The organism is Streptomyces aculeolatus (genome assembly GCF_020400605.1).
Lineage (GTDB): Bacteria > Actinomycetota > Actinomycetes > Streptomycetales > Streptomycetaceae > Streptomyces > Streptomyces aculeolatus.
In genome coordinates this window covers 297944-317999 of sequence record NZ_JAINRD010000007.1, presented here as the reverse complement: position 1 = coordinate 317999, position 20056 = coordinate 297944, and the positions used below count along the sequence as shown (strand labels likewise).

Genomic DNA, 20056 nt, shown 5'->3' with positions numbered 1-20056 from the left:
CGCGGCCTTCACCGCGTCGAAGTCCCAACCCGGCAGCTCGGTCTCGACGTTCTTCCGGGCGCCCGCGACACCCGTGAAGGACAATCCGACCTTCACCTGGAGCCGGTCCCCCGCGTCGAGGCGCTCGTAGCGGACGTAGAAGCCCGCGTCGTCGCCGCCGACCTCGTCGATCGCGGCGCCGCCGTCGGCGAGTTCGCCGTCCGCCCAGCCGTGCATGGAGTCGAAGGGCCTGTCGAAGCGGATGCTGAAGTAGAGCTTCGTGTGCTTGCCGTCGCTCTGGCCGTAGTACTGGCCGTTGGCGAGCATGCCGGCCTGTGCCACGTACCCCTCGACCGCCCGGTCGCCCACCCTGGCGACATGGGCGTCCTGCATCTCCGCCTCGCCGAGTACGCCGCCGAGGTTGACGACGATCTCGCCCGGGCCGGCGTCGCCGTACGTGTAGCGGTGCAGCCCGACCCGGTCGGTGCAGGTCAACTCGGTGGTGATGCCGTACCGGTCCAGGTGCAGCCGGTGGTAGCCGGGTTCCGCCACCTCGCCGACGTCGTGGTTCACGTACGACTGCCAGCCGGTGTCGCCCTCCAGCTTCGGCACCTCCTCCCCCGACGTCGGCATCACCTGCACCCCGGAGAGCTGCCAGTCGTGCAAGTGGCTGAAGCCCTTCACGTACGTCTCGCTCCTGCGGTAGCCGGTGCCCCAGACCGAGTGGGTGCTGGTGTCCGGACGCAGCTTGACCATGCCGAAGGGGTTGCTCGCGGACTGGAAGAAGAAGTACCGGGCGACGTCTGCCTCTATCCACGGGTCGACGAGGCGTATGTAGTCACGGGAGGGGCCGGCCGGGGCCGCATCCCGCGGACCGGCCGCGGAGGCCGCGCCCGCGGGTACGCCTGCGCCCAGGGTGCTCGCGACCGCGAGCCCGCTGGTGGAGGCCAGGAAGCGCCGGCGGGACGGGACCTGGGAGGGCGGATCGGACTGCGACATGTCTCTGCCTTGTCTTCGAGGCGACTCACGGGACCGCCCGAGGGCGGACTCAAGCGCGACAGGGAATCCAAGTGGTGCGGAGCGTCGGTCGGTTGGTCGGGAGAACACTGGAAGTTATCGATAACATTCGGTGTGCGGTTGGAACGTAGGGGCACTGTCCACCGCCGTCAAGGGGATGTGCCGACACCGCCTGGCGCTCACTCTTCTGAACTGGCATGACGCAAACCGGATGCACCGCGGGCGAGGAACCGTCCCACGGCGGCGAATCCCACAGCGGCGCGAAGGGGCCCCATCGGGGCAGGTATCGATACCATCAACGCCCAACAGGGTTGCTGGACACCACTGGAGCGATGCGGTCGGTGCTAGCGTGGTGCCGCTCGGTAACGGCGCAGGCAACGACGTGACGCAGCGGGGGAGAAGACGGTGACCGAGGACTCTCCTTCTCGTCGCCCCCCGACGATGCGGGACGTCGCCGACCACGCGTCGGTCAGCCCCATGACGGTCTCCCGCGTGCTGCACGGCGACCCCGGGGTGAGCAAGGCGACCCGCGAGCGGGTGCTCGCCGCGGTCGACTCCCTCGGCTACCGGCTCAACGAGGCCGCCCGCAACCTCCGGCTGGGCCGGACCAGCGGGCTGATCGGGCTCGTCGTCACGAACCTCGCGAACCCTTTCTACTCCCAGTTCGCCCTCGGCGTGGAGGCGGGCGTCGGCCGGCACGGCCTGAAGGTCGTCCTCACCAACACCGACGAGGACGTCGAGCGGGAGCGGCGGCTCGTGGAGGAGCTGACCGCCCGCAGGGTCGACGGCATGGTCGTCGTGCCCGCCGGCAACGACCACTCCCACCTCGCCGCGCAGCCCGGCTCGGTGCCCGTCGTCCTGGGCGCCCGGCCCCCGTCCGGCGTGCCGCTGGACTGCGTGCTGGTGGACGACTTCGGCGGTGCCCGCGAAGCGACGGCCGGCCTCCTGGCGGCCGGTCACACGAGGCTCGGGTTTCTCGGCCTGCCGCCGTCCGTCTGGACCAGCTCCGAGCGGTTCCGCGGCTTCTGCGTGGCGCTCGAGGAGGCGGGAGTCGCGTTGGACGAGCGCTACGTGCGGCTGCGGCAGCGCACCATCCCCGCTGCCGAGGACGCCGCCCGGGAACTGCTCGAACTCCCCCGGCCCCCGACGGCGCTCTTCTGCGCCAACAGCCGCAACACCCTCGGCGCCTTCCGCGCCACCAGCCGCCTGGGCCGCACCGTCAGCCTCGCGGGCTTCGACGACTTCGAACTCGCCGACGTGCTCGGGGTGCCGCTGATCGTGGCGTACGACCCGCGGGAGCTGGGCCGGCGGGCCGCGGAACTGCTGCTGCGCCGCCTGAACGAGCCGCATCCCGGCCCGGACGGCGACGCACCGCTGCGCGTCGTCATTCCCACGCAGGTCGTACGCTACGGCGACCCCGGCGCCGGCCACGGCTGACGCACATCCGGGCCGGCGATTCCGTGCCGCCGCGCCGCCTCCCGCACGGCGCCGGCCGCGCTGTACGGGAACGGTCCGAACACCGGGTGGAGATCCGGTGGTAAATCCCTCGGCGGCTCATCACCCGCTTACCGGAGGGTTCCGCAGATATCCCCGGGCTCGTATGGTTGCCTCGTCGGTCACCGCCAAAGGCGTGCACGGAGGAGTCGAGCCATAAGTGGAGTGACGTCATCCCGTTACCGATGTCCCAGCCGGAGGAGTTGAGTATGCACGCCGCATCCCAGCCGGAGAGCACCGAAGCGGAAGCCGAACCCGGAACGGACGGGCGGCTGTATCCGGCGACCACCACCCAGACCAAGCGGCTCGCACTGTTACAGGGCCCCGACCGCTGGTGGAAGAATCCGTACGTATGGGCGTACTCGTACCCCGGCCGCCTCGACGTACCGCGAATGGAGCAGGCGCTGCGCCTCGTCGCCAGAAGGCACAGCGGCCTGCGCCTCTATTTCTTTCCGGATTCGATCGAAACGGTCGGCTGCATTCCGCCCGGCGAGGCGACCTGGCCGCTGCGTGAAATGACGGCCGGTGCCGATCCGGCCGCCGCGGACGCCGAGGCGTACGCATGGTTGCAGGACATGTTCTCGCCGTTCGAACGGCCGTTGCTCCGCGCGGTCGTCCTGCACCGCCCGGAAAGCGACATGTTCGGCGTCTCCATCGAGCAGAGCATCCTCGACCACGCCGGTGCCATGGCCCTGTTCGACGACATCACCGAGGTGTACGACGGACTCGCCGACCGGCCCGCGTCCGCGTTCGACGAACTGGTCACCGACGCCACGCGTTTCGCCCTCGACGAGCGCGCCTGGTTCGCCGGCGACGAGGGCGCGGCGTCGCTCGCCTGGTGGGACGAGCGCAACGAGGGACTCGGCGCCTATCCCGGCATCGACCTGCCTGAGCTGGGCGGATGCGAGCCGTGGGGCGAGATCATCAACTACGACCTCCAGCTCTCGGCCGACGACACGGCCCGGCTGAAGCAGTACGCGCGGCGGCTGCGCGTGACGACCACCATGCTCGCCTTCGCCGCGACCGCGGTGACGTTGCGGGCCCACGGGCATTCCGGGGACGTGCGTTTCCTCTTCGCCACGTCGCGGCGCATCTGGCCCGGCACGGAGAAACTCGTCGGATACTTCTCGAACCGCATGATGCTGCGGATTCCGGTGACCGCGGAGGACACGGTTCCGTCGCTGGCGCCCAAGGTCAGGTCCGGAGTCCTGGACGCGATCTCGCACAGCATGTTCAGCCACGAGGAGTACGTCCGGGCCCGGTACCCCGAGGCGTACGACCGGGAACCGACCGGATACGGGTATGTCAACACCGCGGTGTACGACATGGCGCCGCGCCTCGGCGGCGTACCGCTCACGCGGGAATCCCTTCCCATGTTCGGCAAGGATTTCCACCAGCCCGGTCTTGCGCTGGCCCTCTTCCTCTACGGCGACCGCCCCGCCATGGCCAACGCGAGCTGCGCCGAAGGTATGTACACGCGCGAATTCGTCGAGACGATCACCCGGGACTTCGCGCGGACTTGCGTCGGCACCACCGGGGAATGAGGCTCCGCCTCCCACCGGTGCCGCCCGCGGAGAGCGGCCACGACAAAGACCACCCAGGAGCGAGGTTGGTGTGCGCATGAATTCCCGTGTGACCGGGTAACGCCGTGGCGAATCCCTTACAGACGTACAGCGCGGCCGAGTTGGCCGCCCGGCGCAGCCTGAAGTGGCGGGAATACCCGCCGGATGTGCTGCCGATGTGGCTCGCGGAAACCGACACCCCGCTGGCGCCGCCGATCCGGGCCGCGCTGGCCGCCGCGCTCGACCGCGGCGACACCGGCTACGCGTACCACGCGGACCTGCCCGGCGCGTTCGCCGAGTTCGCCGCGCGCCGGTACGGGTGGCGGCCCGACCCCGCCCGCATCACCCTGGTCTCCGACGTGACGCAGGCGATCACCGAGTCGATCCGGCTGGTCACCGAGCCCGGCGACCGGGTCGTGCTGGACACCCCGGCGTACCCGGCGTTCCTCAGCCAGCTCCAGGCGCTCGGCCGGTGCGTCGTCGAGAACCCGATGGTGGACGGCCGGATCCATCTGACCGGGCTGGAGGGCGCCTTCGCGGCCGGGGCCAGGGCGTACCTCATGTGCAACCCGCACAACCCGACCGGCACCGTCGCCGACATCGAGACGCTGTACGCGATCGCGGAGCTGGCCCACCGGTACGGCGTCCGGGTCGTCGTGGACGAGGTGCACGGCCCGCTGACGTACCCCGGTGCCGTGCACGTCCCGTTCGCCATGCTCGACGCGGAGGCCGCGGACCGGTCGTTCGTCGCGGTGTCCGCGTCGAAGGCGTGGAACGTCGCCGGGCTGAAGGCGGCGCTGCTGGTCGCCGCGCCGGGCGCGGCCGCGGACCTGCACCGGCTGCCGCCCGAACTGTGGGTGTCGGCGGGCATCTTCGGGGTCATGGCCGGCGTGGCGGCGTTCAGCCACGGCGAGCCGTGGCTGGACGAGCTGCTGGCGGGGCTGGACGAGAACCGCAAGCTGCTGGCCGACGAGCTGAACCGCGAGCTGCCGCGGATCGGGTACCGGCCGCCGGACGCCACGTACCTGGCCTGGCTGGACTGCCGGGCGCTCGGCCTCGGCGACGATCCGGCCGCCGCGTTCCTGGAGCGGGGCCGGGTCGCGCTGAGCCCCGGCCCGCTCTACGGGCCGGCGGGCCGCGGGTTCGTACGCCTCAACCTCGCCACCTCCGCCGACCGCGTCCGCGAGGCGGTGGCCCGGATGGCCCGCGCCGTGAACTGAACGGGCCCGCGGCCGGGCCGGCGGCCGTGCCGGCGGGCGGGGCCCGCCGGGTGCACGCGTCACCGGTCGTGCGCGAAGTCGGCGATGGCCTCCGTCGCCGCCCGCCTGCTGAACCCGGCCAGCACCGGGTTGCTGCCCTCGTAGTAGTCCGCGGCGATCACGCCGACGCACAGCGCCCAGCCGCGGGCCCGCGCCCAGGTGCCGTCGTCCACCGGCAGCGCCTCCCGGAAGGTCTCGCGCCCCGCGGACGACAGGAACGTCCAGGCGGCCATCACGTCGAGCGCCGGGTCGCCGACGCTGAGCAGTTCCCAGTCGATCACCGCGCCCGGCACCCCGTCGCGTACGAGCACGTTGCCCGGGTGGATGTCGCTGTGCACCCACACGGGCGCGCGCCGCCACGCGGGCACGCGGATCGCCGACTCCCACAGTTCGGTGGCGGCTTCGACGTCGAACGTGCCTTCCAGGTGGCCGAGCGCCCGCCGGACCACCCCGTCCCGTACCGGCAGCGGCGTGCCGCGCAGGCCGCTGTGCAGGCCGGCCCGCGGCCCGCCGGCGGTCGGGATGCGCTGCAGCGCACCGACGAACCCGGCCAGCGCCCGCCCGGCGGCGCGGTCGTCGGACACCGGGGACTCCACCGCGTCCGCGCCGTCCAGCCACCGGCAGACCAGCCAGGGCCACGGGAAGTCGTCGTCCGCGGCGCCGGTGAACACCGCCGTGGGGATGTCCAGCGGCAGCCGCGGGGCGTGCCGGGGCAGCCACCGGTGCTCCTTGCGGATGTGGCCGGCGGCCCACTCCGTCTGCGGCAGCCGTACGCTCAGCCGGTCGCCGAGCCGGTAGAGGGTGTTGTTCACCCCGGCCGACGTGACCCGCTCCAGGGGCAGTTCGCCCCACTGCGGCGCCTGCGCCCGCAGCAGGGTGCGTACGAGGTCCGCGTCGGCTTCGATGCGCAGCTCATCGGGCATGTGCGTCTCCCCTCCCGGGGTTCACGGGCGGCTCCGCCCCGGCACCGGCGGGCGGCGTGTCGAGGAAGAGGTCCAGCGGCGGCGCGGGCACCAGGTAGAAGTGCCCGCCGGGCCTGGTGGCGTGGTGGAAGACGCCGGTGGTCAGATCGCCCCACCGCTCGGCCTGCCGTGCGCTGACGTGCCCGTCCTCGGAGCCGTGTACGGCGACGATGTCGCAGCTCAGCGGGTCCCCCGGCACATGGCGGTAGCGCCGGAGCATCTCGAAGTCCGCGCGCAGGTACGGCAGTACCAGCCCCCGGGCCGCGGGGTCCGCCAGCACCTCGGCGTCGGTGTGGCCCAGAGCGGTGAGGGACCGCGCCGCGGCGTCGTCGTCCCAGTCGAGGTCCTGGGCGGCGACGTGGTCGGGGTCGTGCGGCGCCCGCGCGGAGGAGGCGACGAGCCGCTCGACTCCGCGCCCGATCTGCTCCAGGCGCCGGGCCACTTCGTACGCGACGATCGCGCCCAGGCTGTGCCCGAGGAAGGTCACCGGGCGGTCGAGGAAGGGGCCCACCGCGGCGAGCACCTCGTCCGCCGCCTGCCCGAGGTCGTCGTGGCACGGCTCGTCGAGCCGGTCCGCACGGCCCGGGTACTGGACGGCCGCGACCTCGGTCTCCGGCCGGCCGGCGGCCCAGTCGCGGAAGAAGTTCGCCGACCCGCCCGCGTGCGGGAAGCAGATCAGCCGGCGGCCGGCGGCCGGCCGCGGCACCGGCACCCGGACGACGGGACGGGGGCCCCGCGCCGCCATCAGCCGGCCCCGTCCCGGGCCGTACGCACCAGGTCGGCCAGCTCGTCGAAGGACCCGATCCCGTACACGTCCGCGAAGTCGAGGAGCACGCCGAAGCGGTCGCCGATGTCGTCGATGAGCCGGATGAGGTCCAGCGAGTTGCCGCCGGCGCCGAAGAAGTCGTGCCCCTCCTCCGCCGGCGTGCCGGTGCGCTCCTGCCACAGCGCCGCGAGTACGGTCCGGTCGTCCCCGGTCCGCTCCCCGGTCTGCTCCCCGACGGGCGCCGCCTCGCGCCGGTCCCGGTACCGGGCGGCCAGCGCCGCGCGGTCCACCTTGCCCGCGTCCGTGAGCGGGAACCCGTCGACGGCGACGACCTCGTCCGGCACCAGGTGCCCCGGCGCCCGCCCGGCCGTGCGCGCCCTGATGTCCCGGGGGTCCGCGCCGGGCGCCGTCGTCCTGACGAACACCGCGATCTGCTTGTCGTAACCGGCTCCGATCTGGACCGCCGCCGCCTCGCGCACCTGCTCGTCCGCCTCGACGACCGACTCGGCCTCGGCCAGGTTGACGCGGAAGCCGCGGACCTTGAACTCGTCGTCCTCGCGGCCGTGGAAGGCGAGGTCGCCGCCCGGGAGGAGCGAGGCCCGGTCGCCGGTCCGGTAGATCCGCCCGCCGGGCACGGCGGGGTCGGGGAGGAAGCGCTCCTCCGTCGCCGCCGGATCGCCGGCGTACCCGGCTGCGAGGCGGTCCCCGCCCACGTAGAGGTCGCCGACCTCGCCGTCCGGTACGGGGCCGCCGTCGGCGTCCAGCAGCAGGCAGACGGTGCCGGCGACGGGCTTGCCGATGGGCACGGACGGTCCCGCCCCGTCCCACGACGAGAGACAGAACGCCGTGCTCACGATGGTGTTCTCGGTCGGCCCGTAGCAGTTGACGATCTCCAGGTCGGGACACTCCCGCCGGGCGCGGACCGCGTGCTCGTACGGCAGCACGTCGCCGCCGACGATCAGGTGCCGCAGCGACCGCAGGGCTTCGGGGTGGCGTTCGACGACCAGGGCGAACACCGCCGGGGTGAGGACCGCGGTGGTGACCAGCGGGTCGGCGAGGAGCGCGGCCGTCTCGTGGACCGCGAGCGACGTCCGCGGCGCGCACAGCACCGCGGCTCCGGCCAGGAGGGCCGACCAGATCTCCAGCATGGACGGGTCGAAGGTGAGGATGGTGTGCACGAGGAACACGTCCTCCGGCGCCCGCCGGACGGGGCTGTCCCGCAGGCAGAGGGCGCTGAGGGCGCCGTGCGGCACGCCCACCGGCTTCGGCTGCCCCGTCGACCCCGAGGTGAACATGATGTAGGCGAGGTCGTGCGCGCCGCCGGCCGGCCCGGTGTCCGCGGCCCCCGCGCCGGCGGCCCCCATCAGGTCGCGTACGTGCCGGGTCGCGACCGTCAGCCCCGAGGGCACCTTGTGGTCGGCGGTGAGGAGCAGCAGGCGGGCCCCGACGAGGGCGGCCATGTGCTCGACGCGCTCGGCCGGATAGCCGGGGTCCACGGGCACGACGTGGGCTCCGGCGCGCAGCACGCCGAGCATCGCCGCGATCGTGTCGCGGTCGCCCACCCCGTGCAGGCAGACCGCGTCGCCGCGGCGGACGCCCCACCCGGCCAGCGCGTGCGCCAGCCGTCCGGACGCCTCCCACAGTTCGCCGTACGTGTACGTCCCGTCCGGGTCCCGGACGGCGACCTGGTCCGTACGCGCCGCGGCCTGCCGGGCGAACGCCTCGTCGATACGGATGAACGCGTCGCCGCTCATCGCGGTCCGCCTCTGCGGCAGCGCACCGTCACGGGGAATCCTCCGTATCGCTCTGGGCGGCCAGCCGGGCGAGGAGACCCGCCTGCCGGCCGAGGGTCCGGGAGAGCATGAACTCGCGCAACGGCAGGCCGATACCGAGCCGTTGCTCCAGGCGGCGGACGATGCGGATCGCGGTCAGCGAATCGCCCCCGAGGTCGTAGAAGTCGTCGTCCGGCCGGAGGTCCGGGTGGCCGAGCAGGTCGCGCCACGCGGCCACCAGCTCTTCGTGCGGCGTGGGCTGCTCCTCCCCCGTGTGTTCCTCCCCCGCGCGGTCCGCCGCCGCGCGGTCCTCCGCCGCCTGCGCCGCCGTGCCGGCGGCCGGGGCGCCGGCCGCGGCCGGCCGCGTCGCCGCCAGCCGCAGCTCGGACACCGGGTAGCGGCGGCCGCCGAAGACCGTGCCCGGCAGCCGGACTCCGCTCGCGGCGGGGGCGAACGCGGCGAGGTCCACCGGCACGCCCTCGGTCCACAGCCGGGCGAGCGCGCGGAGGGGCTCGCCTTCGACCGACCGCGGGGCCAGCTGCACCGTGTCCATGCCGATGCGGGTGGCGGCCGCGGACAGCGCCCGGCCAGGGCCCGCCTCCAGGGCGATCGCGTCCGGATAGCGCTCCCGCAGGGCCCGCAGCCCGTCGGCGAAGCGCACGGTGGCGCGGACCGTGTCGGCGAACACGGTCAGCGGTACGCGCGCACCTGCGGCCACGAGGGCGCCGTCCGCGTTGGTGACGAACGGCACCCGCGCCAGGCCCGGAGCTTGGCCCGCGAGATGGGCGCGTACGGCGTCGGCCGCGGGCGCCATGGCGGCCGAGTGGAAGGCGTGGCCGGTCCGCAGGCGGCGGACGGGTACGCGGCCTTCGAGCCGGCGGTGGAGCCCGTCGACGGCTTCCTCGGGACCGCTGAGGACGTAGGCGTCCGGGGCGTTGACCGCGGCGAGTTCGAGCCGGGGGTCCGCGGCGGTGAACCCGGCCGCCTCCCCGGCGTCGCCGGTGACGGCGAGCATGGCGCCGGGCGGGCACTGGGCCATGGCCTCCGCGCGCAGCACGACCAGTCCGGCGGCGGTCGCGGGATCCAGTACGCCGGCGATCGCGGCGGCGGTGATCTCGCCGAGGCTGTGTCCCGCCAGCGCCACGGGCCGCACACCCGCCTCGGCGAGTGCGCCCGCGGCCGCGTACGCGACCGCGAACAGCGCGGGCTGGGAGAGCCGCGTGCCGTTCAGCTCGGCCGCGGGGAATCCGGGTTCGTACACGGCCTCGCGGACCCGTGCGGCGTGCTGTGCCGGGAAGGCGCCGAGTACGCCGTCCAGCGCCTTGGCGAATCCCGGGAGGTGCTCCGCGAGCGGCCCGGCCATGCCGGGCCGCTGCGCGCCCTGCCCCGGCAGCAGGAGGACCACCGGCCGGTCCCCGCCGCCCGGCGCCCGGCCGCGTACGCCGCCGGGGCCGCCGCGCAGCGCCGCCGCGGCCTCCTGACCGCTCGCCGCGACGACGGCCAGCCGCTCGGGCAGGACGGCCCGTCCCGCCCGCAGGGAGAACGCCACGTCCCGTACGTCGTGCTGACGGGCCGTCAGCCGGGCGGCGAGCCGTTCGGCCGCGCCGTCCAGCGCGGCCGGGCGGATCGCCGACAGCGTGAGGAGCACGGGCGGACCGCCGGGCGCCGCCGCCCGCGCGCGGCGGGCCGGCGGCGGGGCCTCGACGATCACGTGGGCGTTGGTGCCGCCGATGCCGAAGGAGCTGACCCCGGCGCGCCGCGGTGCGGCCCCGGGCCACGGATCTGGCACGGTCGGCACGTAGAGGGGCGACTCGGCGGGCAGCAGGGGGTTGAGCCCGGTGAACCCGGCCATCGCCGGCACCTCGCCGCGGCCCAGCACCAGCAGCGTCCGGTACAGGCCCGCGAGGCCCGCCGCGGCGTCGAGGTGGCCGATGTTGGCCTTCACGGAGCCGACCGCGATACGGGCCGGGCCCGCGCCGCTCTCGCGCAGCGCGGTCGACGTCGCCGTCCACTCGATCGGGTCGCCCACGTACGTACCGGTGCCGTGTGCTTCGAGGTAGCCGAGGGAGCCGGCCGCCACGTCGGCCACCTGGAGCGCCGAGCGGATGACGGCGGTCTGGCCGCGGGGCGACGGCGCGTTGAAGCCGGCCTTGTCCGCGCCGTCGTTGTTGACGGCGGACCCCAGGATGACGCCGTACGGTGCGGGGTGCGCGTCCGCCTCGCCGAGGCGGCGCAGCACCACCGCGATGACGCCGGAGCCGCCGATCGTGCCGTTGGCGGCGGCGTCGAAGGGGCGGCAGCACCCGTCCGGCGAGACGATCCCGCCGCGTACGTGCTGCGACCCGGCCTGAGGCAGCCGCAGCGAGGCCGCGACCACGACCGCCTGGTCGCAGTCCCCGTTGTTGAGCGACTGCACCGCCAGGTGCACCGCGACCAGGGAGGAGGAGCAGGCCGTCGAGACGCTCATCGCGGGGCCGCGCAGGCCGAGGCGGTAGGCGATGCGGGTCGCCATGAAGTCCCGGCTGGTGCCCGTGGCGAGCGCCTCCCGGGTCGCCGGATCGATGTCGCCGCCGGCGAGGACCCGAGCGAGGGAACTCTCGCTCGCCGAGGCGAACACGGCGGTGCGCAGCGTGTCGGTCAGCGGGGCGCGGCCCGCGTCCTCCAGTGCGGCCCAGGTCGCCTCCAGCATCAGGCGGTACTGCGGGTCGATCAGCTCGGCCTCGCGCGGGCTGATCCCGAACAGCTCGGCGTCGAAGCGTTCGCCGTCGGGGATGCGGCCGCGCACCGGCACGTACGAGGGGTCCCCGGCGACGTCGGCGGGCACCCCCGCCTCGGCCAGCATGTCCGCGTCGAGGCGGGTGGTGAGGACCTGCCCGGTGCGTACGGCCGCCCACCAGGCGTCCGGGTCGGCGGGGCCGGGGAGCCGGGCGTGCACCCCGGTGATCGCGACGTCGAGCGAGCGGTCCCTCATGCGTCCCCTGCGGCCGCGGCACGGCGGCGGCCGGCCGCCAGCCGTGCCTGCCGCGGGTCGAGCGCCGGCTCCGGCGCGGCCTCTTCCGCCGGCCCGCCCGTGAGCAGCTCCACCTGGTCGTCGACGGTCGTCGCGGTGAAGAGGTCGATGATGTCGATCTCCACCCCGAGGCGGTCCTCCAGCTCGATCTGGAGGGTGGGCACGAGCAGCGAATGCCCGCCCGCGTCGAAGAAGTTGACGTCCGTGTCGACCGAGTCCACCTCCAGCGTCCCGCACCACGCCGCGCGCACGTGGGCGCGTACGGCGGCGTCGGAGTCCCCGGCGCCTTCGCCGCCGCCGGAGTCCGCGTCCGGCGCCCGGCCGGCGGCGTCCGGCGGGCCGGCCGCGGGGGCGTCGCGGCGGGACAGCTCGCGCAGCGCGGTGCGGTCGACCTTGCCGTGGGGGGTGCGCGGCAGCTCCGGCACCACGGTGAAGGAGCCGGGGAGCATGACCGGCGGCAGCTCGCCGGAGAGCTGCTTGCGCACCTGCTTCTCGTCGAAGCCGGGCCGGGCGACGAGGAACGCGTCGAGGCTCGCGCCGCTCGGGGCCGGCAGCACCACCGCGTCCGCGACGCCCTCCGCGGCCCGTAGCGCGGTCTCGACCGCGCCCAGCTCGACGCGGTGTCCGCGTACCTTGACGAGGTCGTCCCGCCGGCCGACGAAGTCCAGGCCGTCCCGCTCGTTCCAGCGCACGAAGTCGCCGGTGCGGTACATCCGTCCGCCGGGGCCGTCGAGGAACTTCTCCGCGGTGTCCTCCGGGCGCCCGAGGTAGCCGCGGGCCACGCCGGTCCCCCCGACGTACAGCTCGCCCGCCGCGCCGCGCGGCATGAGGTCCCCGTTCCCGTCGCGCACCGACAGCAGCGCGCCGGGTGCCGCGCCGCCGATGTCGACCGGCGCCGGCTCGTCGAAGACCCGGAAGGTGCTCCACACGGTGGCCTCCGTGGGGCCGTACTCGTTGGCGAGCACCGTCTCCGGCAGCGCGGCGAAGTGCCGGTCCGCGAGGTCCTGCGGCAGTTCCTCACCGGCCGTGATGACGAGCCGGAGGGAGGCGAGGCGCGCGGCGCCGTCGCGGTCCGCCCGGTCGAGCAGGCCGGAGTACAGGGTGGGGACGGACAGCATCGCGGTGACCCGCAGGCGCTCGATGAGGCCGGTCAGGCGCTCCGGGTCGTGGACGTCGCCGCCTCCGGCGACGACGAGCCGGCCGCCGGAGGCGAGCGTGCCCCACAGGCCGGCCACGGACGAGTCGAAGGAGAGCGGCGAGACCAGGAGAAAGACCTCGTGGCCCCCGTACGTCGCGAGCCGGCCTGCGGTCGACGCGGCCAGGGACCGGTGCTCGACGACGACGCCCTTCGGCTCGCCGGACGTTCCCGAGGTGTAGATGACGTACGCGGCGTCGCCGCCCTCCGGCGCCGCCGGCGCCGACGGCGCGGCGCCCCCGGTGGGTACCAGGTCGGCGGGCGCCAACACCTCGGTGTCCGGCAGCCTGCCGGCCCAGGCGGGGTCCCCGAGGACGACGTCGGCCCCCGCGTCGCGGAGCATCGCCGACAGCCGCGCGGGCGGGTACGACGGGTTCAGCGGTACGTACGCGGCGCCGGCCCGGAGCACGCCGAGCACCGCCGTCACCGCCGCGGCGGAGGGCTCGGCGAGCACCCCGACGCGGGACTCCCGGCCCAGGCCGCGCGCTTGCAGCGCGGCGGCGACGGCGTCGGCGCGGTCGGACAGCTCGCGATAGCCGAGGTCGCCGTCGGCGTCGGTCACGGCCACGCGCTCCGGATCGGCCGCGGCGACGTCCGCGACCATGCCGGTGACCGGGCGGAAGTCCTCGTCCGGTGCCGCGCCGGTGCCGAGCGCCGCCAGGTCCGAGCGGTCGGCCGCGGACAGCATCGGGACGGCCCGGACGCTGCCGGGCTCCTCGGCGAGGCCCGCGAGGACCGCGGCGGTGTGCGCGGTGAACTGCTCGATCCGCGCGGGCGTGTAACGCGACGACCGGTAGGTGGCGAGGAGTTCGGCCGTGTCGCCCCGGTCCCGCAGCACCATCGTCAGGTCGTACTTGGAGACGCGGACCGGCAGTTCGACCTCGCTGATCCGCAGCCCCGCCGTGTCGAGGACCGGCGCGTCGGCCTCGAAGTTGAACAGGGTCCCGAAGAGGGGCGTGCGGGTGGGGTCCGGCGTGGCGTGCAGGCGGCGGACGACCTCCTCGAACGGCACCTCGCGGAACGAGAAGGCGCGCATGAGCGAGGAGTGCACCGACCGGCAGTAGTCCGCGACGGCGGCGGCGGGGTCGGCGCGGACGCGCAGCGGCACGGGGTTGATGAACATCCCGACGGTGTCGGCGAAGTCGCCCGAGCGGGTGTCCATGGTGCCGCCGACGATCAGGTCGGTCCTGTCGGTGTAGCGGCTCAGCGCGAGCGCGTACGCGGCGAGGCCGATCACCTGCGGCGTGGTGCGCAGGCGGCGGCCGAGCCCGCGTACGGCCTCCCACACCCCGGCCGGGACCGGGTGCCGGACGAGGGCGCCGGCGCGGTCGGCGTCCCGGGCGGCGGGGGCGAAGCCGAGGGGGTCGCCGTCCTCGGGCAGTTCGAGTTCCTCGATCCAGGACTCGAACCGCCGGTCGGTCGGCGCGGGTGCCGCGGTGACGTAGTCGGTGTACGGGCGGCCGGCGGCGGGTGGTTCCTCCCCCGCGTACGCCCGGAACAGGTCGCGTACGACGAGGGTGAAGGACCGGCCGTCGACCACGGCGTGGTGGGCCCCGACGACCAGGACGTGCTCGGCCGGGCCGAGCCGGAGCAGCTCGGCGTCGACCAGGCGGTGGCCGACGAGCGGGAACGGGCGGGTGACCGCGTGCTCCAGCTCCGCGGGCACGGCGGCGGGGTCGACCTCCCGTACCGGCAGCGGGAAGTCCCGTGCCGCCCACGCCGAACGGCGCGGCTCGCCGTCCGCCTCGTCGAGCCGCAGCCGCAGCTCCGCGTGGCGGTCGAGCACGGCGTGCCATGCCCTTCGCAGGCGTTCGGCGTCGAGGTCACCGACCAGTCGTCCGGCCCACGGAGCGGTGAACTCCGGGCTGTCGGGCTGGAGCCGGTAGGCCAGCCATAGCCGCCGTTGCGCCGCGGAGAGTGCCTGTGCGCGGCTCCGGCCGGTCTGCATCGTGCTCATGTGCCACGTCCCTCACATATCCCCGAGAACCGGACGACAGATGTCGTCGATCGCGTGCGTCAGTTGTGCGAGATCCGAGTGATCGCGTGTCCGCCCGTGCAGGTGGCCGAGGCGGGCGGTCGCCCCGCCGCGCCAGTCGGCCGGTGGGCCTTCGAGGGCGCGCAGGTCGGCGAGGTCGACCCCGGGCAGGCGGCGCAGGCCCGCCAGCGCGGCCGCCGTGGTCCACCCGGCCGCTCCGCCCGGCGTGCCTGCCGGCGGCAGCAGCGCGTACTGGTACGCGACGCCGTCGAACCGCGGCGTCTCCCGCACCGGCCGCCCCAGGGCCAGCCGCATCGCCGCCGCCACGAGGTCGACACCGGAGCCGCGGCGTACGACGTCGGCGACGAGGCCGCCGAGGCGGCCGTTGACCTCGATCAGGCACGGCCCGTCCGCCGTGAGCTTCAGCTCCGTATGCACGATCCCGTCGCGGACGCCCAGGGCCGCGACGGCCGCCTCGGCCAGTTCGTGGGCGCGCTCGGCGAGTTGCGGCCGCAGGGTGTGCGGGACGAACGAGCCGCGCTCCCGGAACGGCCGTACGAGCGGGAACTTGCCCGTCACGCACAGCCGGTGGCAGGCGCCCTCGTGGACGGCGGTCTCGACGGAGACGTAGTCCCCCCACTCGGGGCCCGCGCCCGCGGCGTCCCCCGGGAGCAGCCCTTCCACCAGCAGCTCCGCGCCGGGTGCGGCGGCGAAGAACTCCGCGGCGGCGGCGCGGGCCTCCGCCGCGCTGTCGACGCGGGTGACGAAGCGGCTCCCGGTGCCGCGCCGTGGCTTGAGCACGGCGGGCAGGCCCACCGCGTCGAGCGCGTCGGCCACGCCGACGGCCTTGTCCGCCGCGGCGAAGGGCGGGCCGTCGAGTCCGGCGGCCGCGAACGCCCGGCGCTGCGCCAGTTTGTCGACGAGCCGCCGGGTCACCGCGGGGGAATGCCAGTGCCCGAGGCCCAACTCCGCCGCGAGGGCGGAGGTGGCCTCCATCCGGCTCTCGCTGAACGTCACGAGACCGGCGGGCGCGTACGCGGCGACGGCCGCCGCGGCCCCGGCCCCGTCGAGTCCGGTGACGTCGCACAGGGTGAACCGCTTCGCCAGCACGGGCAGCAGCTGCCGGACGTGGTCCGAGGCGGTGTCGGCCACCAGGACCACGCCGGCGCCGCAGGCGCGCGCGGCCGTCGCCACCTCGGCCGGGCCCGCCGCGCCCACGTCGTAGACGACGCCGACCACGGGACTCCCGCCGGGCGCGCCCGCCGCACCGCCCGGCGGGTACGGGGCGGGGCGTGCCGGCGGCTGGGTCACTTCTCCTCGTCCCGCACCGGCCAGAAGCGCTCCGCGGTGACGTAGAGCAGTTCGGAGGGCACGCCCCGGTCGCCGGCCAGCTTCCGCAGCAGGACCTCCTGTTTGAGCTGCTCGGCCTCGGGGTCGTACCAGCATCCGGTGAGGTGTTTGAGCCAGGGTTCGATGCCCAGCGCGTAGACGAAGATCTGGCGCGCCCCCAGCCGCTCGGCGAGCGAGTCGGCCGGCGCCGCGAAGGAGCCCTTGAGGCCGCGCTCCACGCTGTGCTCCCGGGCGATGGGCTGGTCGAGGAGCGGGCCGTAGAGCCAGCTCATCGGGGCGCCGACGCACTCCAGGCCGATGAACATGGCGTCGACCTGGCCGATCTCCGCGGCCACCAGGTCGTAGATCGTCGGGTCCACGGGCGAGGTGTCGGTGGCGAACATGAACCCGCGCCCGCCGAGGCGCACCAGCGGCACCATCTTGGCCCGGATGTCGAGTTCGCCGTGCTCACCGAGGAACGGCAGGGCCGTGATGCGCGCCGGGCCCAGCTCGATCGACTGCATGTCGGCGACTTCCACCACGTCGGTGAAGCCGTAGTGCTCCAGCAGCGCGCGCATCCCGATGTCGGCCAGGCTGCCTCCGGAGGCCTGCGGCACCACGATCACGCCGATGCGGCGGCGCAGTTGCAGCAGCGTCTCCAGGGAGAAGTGGTCGGAGTGGGCGTGGCTGATGATCACGACGTCGATGGTCTCGGGCAGGTCGGCCATCGAGTAGTGCTCGTCGAAGCCGTCGCCGTCGTATCCGAGCGTGGGATCGGTCATGACGGTGAACCCGCCGAAGTCCAGCAGCACGGAGGCGTGGCCGAAGTAGCGCATGCGCACCTCGCCGGTCAGGTTCGGCTCGTACGCGCGCGGCGCCTCCTCGGTGAACATCCGGCGGAAGGCCGCCTTCTGGTCGTCGTCGAGGCCGAACCTCCCGGCCAGCTCGTCCACGTCGACGGGGGCCAGCCGCGCCGCGAACAGCTCGTCGAGGAGGTCGGAGGCGAACGGGACCGCGAGGTCGACGCGTCCGGGCTCCGGCAGCACCGGCGAGCTGTAGATGAACGGCTGGTCGGGGTCGTGCCGCTCGCGCAGGGAGACGACCTCGGCCTCCGGCTGCGCCGCCGGCGTCCGGTACAGCAGGCTCTCGAAGAACCGGACGGAGGGGTGGTTCGCGGTGTCGTAGACCAGCTCGGTGATGCCGCGCAGCGAGTCGGGGAGGTCGTCGTAGAGCGCCGTGAGCGCGCGCCCGTCCGCGTGCTTGGCGAGCATCTGCCGCACGGTGTCGATGTCCTCGGCCATGCGGATGCGCGGCGCGGCCTCGCGCGTCGTACGGTCGAGCAGCTCGGTCACCGCCTCCGGCCCGTTCGCGCCGGGGCTCACGTAGGGGGCCCCGAACATCTGCGGGTTGGCCAGGGCGCGGGCGTGCTTGCGCGGCGACTCGGCATAGCTGCGCAGTGCGGGGAGGTGGCGCTTCACCAGGTTCAGCGCGCCGGTGTGCGGAGCGGCCACCATGGGGACGGCGTACCAGCGGTGGATGAGGGGCTGGACCACCGTCGACGGCGAGAGATATCCACGCATCAGGAACCTCGGTCGGCTAGTCGGGAGACGTACGGGATTCAGTGGCGGGACAGGGAGGGTTCGGACTCCGCTTCCGCGTGCCCGAGCACGCGGGCGAGGAATGCCGACTCCGCCGCGACGAGGTGGCGGATGTTCTCGGGCTTCGCGATCGCGTGGCCCTCGTCCGGATAGACCACGAGTTCCACGGCCGCACCGCGTGCCCGCAGCCCCTCGCGCAGCCCTTCCGCCTGCTCGACGGGGACGACGGGGTCGCGGCCGCCGTGGAAGACGAGCGCCGCCGCCGTCCAGGGGCCGGGTCTGCGGAGCGGGGAGCGGGCGGCGTACCGTGCCCGGGCCGCGGGCCAGGGGCCGATGAGGCTGTCGAGGTAGCGGGATTCCATCTTGTGGGTGCGCTCGGGGATCGCCGCGGGGTCCGTGACGCCGGCGTAGCAGACCACCGCCGCGAAGTCCGGGTGCGCCGCGGCGGCGTTGAGCGCGGTCAGTCCGCCGGAGCTGCGCCCCCGGACGGCCAGCCGCCGGGGGTCGGCGAGGCCCTCGGCCACGAGGTGCCGGGCGGCGTGCACGCAGTCGGCGGCGTCGAGGACGCCCCACCGGCCGCGGATCCGCTCGCGGTAGGCCCGGCCGTGGCCGGCGCTCCCCCCGTAGTTGATCTCGGCGACCGCGTAGCCGCGGCTCGTCCAGTACTGGACCTGTAAGTCGAGGGGGGCACAGGCCACCACGGTCGGCCCGCCGTGGCAGGTCACGAGCAGCGGGGGCGGCACGCCGTCCGGGCCGCGGCGGTCCGGGTTGCGCGGCGCGTAGTAGAACCCGAAGACGGGCTGTCCCTCCGAGTCGAACTCGAACGGCCGCGCCTCGCTGATCCATTCACGGCCGGGCGCGGCCCGCCGGAGGCTCGACCGCAGCTCCACCGGCGGCCCGCCGCCGACGGGCAGCCGGACCACCGCGGCGGGGTGCGTGCCGGAAGCGGCGACCGCCACCGCCTCGCCGCCGCCGGTGGCCAGTGCCTCCACCACGTCGCGGTCGAGCGGCAGCGGCTTGAGGCCCGTGCCCTCGCCGATGACGGCGACGGCGTCCTTGCCGCGGGTGCGGTACGCGGCCACGATCCGGCCGTCGTCCAGGAAGCCGTAGGTGGTCAGGCCGCAGTACCAGTCCGGCCTGCCGAACTCGGCGGCGAGGGGCGCCGGCGAGGTGTCCGCGCCGTCGGCGCGCAGGTTCCACCAGCCCGAGCGGTCGTCCACGAAGTGCAGCCGGCCGTCGGGCGCGTAGCAGGGCTGGGTCACCGACACACCCGGGGCCGCGGCCACGAGGCGGCGGGACGCCACCGCACCGGCCGCGTCCAGGCGCAGCTCCCACAGGACCGACTCGTCCCAGGGCATGTGCGGGTGGTCCCAGGCGGTGAACGCGATCCGCGCCTCACGGGGGTGGACGGCCGCGGCGCCGTAGAAGTCGTGTCCGGACGCGAGGACCCGCACCGTTCCTGATCCGTCGGCGGATAACGCCACCGGTTCGTGCACCGCGTCCCGGCCGGCGCCGCGTTCGCGGACCGCGAAGACCAGGCGGCCGTCGTGGGCGGGCCGCGGCGCGCCGTAGCGGACGGGGCCGTCCTCCGCCGCCGTCAGCGGCACGGACGTGCCGTCCGCGTCGAGGCGGTGGACCCGCTGGTCCGCCGCGTCCACGTAGAAGACCGACGCACCGTGCACGGCGTACGGCACGGCGCCGTACCCGCAGACGTCGGAGCGCACTCCCGGCCGGACCACCGCGGGTTCCTTCCCGTCGGCGGCCGCCATTAATCGGGGGGCGGCGGGATCGGCGCGATCCGTCTCAATCCAGAATGTCCGGTCGCCACTGCGGCTCGGGTAGGCGAGTTCCCGGATCCCGTCCACGAGATCCCCCACCCCGACGGCCGATGGCCAAGTGCCGTACGGTGCAATATGCCGCTCCTTCATGTGCGACCTCCGGCAACTCCCGCGATGCGCAATGTGGCACGGGCAGAAGGTCTCACCGCAGGTGGAACGGTGCACTCATGCTGGTCGACCTGCCCCCGTGCGCCGGGGCGGCGCATGTCAGGACACACGTACCCCGGGGTCATTCCTCATCACACAGTCAACTCGCCGTACCTTCCCACACAGGCTCTCCGGCCCGCAAGTACATGTCAA

At 74.6% G+C, this 20056-nt stretch carries 11 protein-coding genes and 1 pseudogene; 3 read left to right on the top strand and 9 right to left on the bottom strand.

The features are described from left to right. A pseudogene (locus LG396_RS15745) lies at nucleotides 1-978 on the bottom strand (glycoside hydrolase domain-containing protein); the annotation flags it as partial. 459 nt (nucleotides 979-1437) lie between these two features. Here LG396_RS15745 and LG396_RS15740 point away from each other — a divergent pair. The 3 genes from LG396_RS15740 (at nucleotide 1438) to LG396_RS15730 (ending at nucleotide 5272) form a co-directional block, all read left to right on the top strand. Next, complete coding sequence (locus LG396_RS15740; RefSeq protein ID WP_018834499.1) at nucleotides 1438-2433, top strand: LacI family DNA-binding transcriptional regulator; 996 nt, start codon at nucleotides 1438-1440, stop codon at nucleotides 2431-2433. Nucleotides 2434-2699: 266 nt separating this feature from the next. Continuing rightward, entirely contained in the window at nucleotides 2700-4034 is a 1335-nt protein-coding gene (locus LG396_RS15735; protein ID WP_225795237.1) for a condensation domain-containing protein, read from the top strand. A 140-nt stretch (nucleotides 4035-4174) separates the two neighbouring features. Next, nucleotides 4175-5272: a MalY/PatB family protein gene (locus tag LG396_RS15730; RefSeq protein WP_225795253.1), complete on the top strand. Its 1098-nt coding sequence runs from the start codon at nucleotides 4175-4177 to the stop codon at nucleotides 5270-5272. Between the two features lie 59 nt (nucleotides 5273-5331). Here the strand turns inward: LG396_RS15730 and LG396_RS15725 are convergent, their stop codons facing one another. Genes LG396_RS15725 through LG396_RS15690 form a run of 8 tightly spaced genes read right to left on the bottom strand, consistent with a single transcriptional unit; the run spans nucleotide 5332 to nucleotide 19657 of the window. Next, complete coding sequence (locus LG396_RS15725; RefSeq protein ID WP_225795236.1) at nucleotides 5332-6234, bottom strand: aminoglycoside phosphotransferase family protein; 903 nt, start codon at nucleotides 6232-6234, stop codon at nucleotides 5332-5334. Further along, nucleotides 6224-7018: a thioesterase II family protein gene (locus tag LG396_RS15720; protein ID WP_225795235.1), complete on the bottom strand. Its 795-nt coding sequence runs from the start codon at nucleotides 7016-7018 to the stop codon at nucleotides 6224-6226. Before LG396_RS15720 ends, LG396_RS15725 begins: the two co-directional genes overlap by 11 nt. Then, the gene (locus tag LG396_RS15715) at nucleotides 7018-8793 is read right to left on the bottom strand and encodes a non-ribosomal peptide synthetase (RefSeq protein WP_225795234.1); all 1776 of its coding nucleotides are present in this window, start codon (nucleotides 8791-8793) and stop codon (nucleotides 7018-7020) included. Before LG396_RS15715 ends, LG396_RS15720 begins: the two co-directional genes overlap by 1 nt. Before the next feature lie 28 nt (nucleotides 8794-8821). After that, a complete protein-coding gene (locus LG396_RS15710) occupies nucleotides 8822-11782 on the bottom strand; it encodes a type I polyketide synthase (protein WP_225795233.1) in 2961 nt (986 codons plus the stop codon). Beyond that, nucleotides 11779-14973 (bottom strand): non-ribosomal peptide synthetase, encoded by a 3195-nt coding sequence (locus tag LG396_RS15705; protein ID WP_225795232.1) that lies wholly within the window; start codon nucleotides 14971-14973, stop codon nucleotides 11779-11781. The genes LG396_RS15710 and LG396_RS15705 overlap by 4 nt, the downstream gene beginning before the upstream one ends. A gap of 12 nt (nucleotides 14974-14985) precedes the next feature. Further along, nucleotides 14986-16302: an ATP-grasp domain-containing protein gene (locus tag LG396_RS15700; RefSeq protein WP_225795231.1), complete on the bottom strand. Its 1317-nt coding sequence runs from the start codon at nucleotides 16300-16302 to the stop codon at nucleotides 14986-14988. Continuing rightward, nucleotides 16299-17900: an MBL fold metallo-hydrolase gene (locus LG396_RS15695; protein WP_158693834.1), complete on the bottom strand. Its 1602-nt coding sequence runs from the start codon at nucleotides 17898-17900 to the stop codon at nucleotides 16299-16301. Before LG396_RS15695 ends, LG396_RS15700 begins: the two co-directional genes overlap by 4 nt. Before the next feature lie 38 nt (nucleotides 17901-17938). Next, complete coding sequence (locus LG396_RS15690; protein ID WP_225795230.1) at nucleotides 17939-19657, bottom strand: prolyl oligopeptidase family serine peptidase; 1719 nt, start codon at nucleotides 19655-19657, stop codon at nucleotides 17939-17941. Nucleotides 19658-20056: the final 399 nt, after the last annotated feature.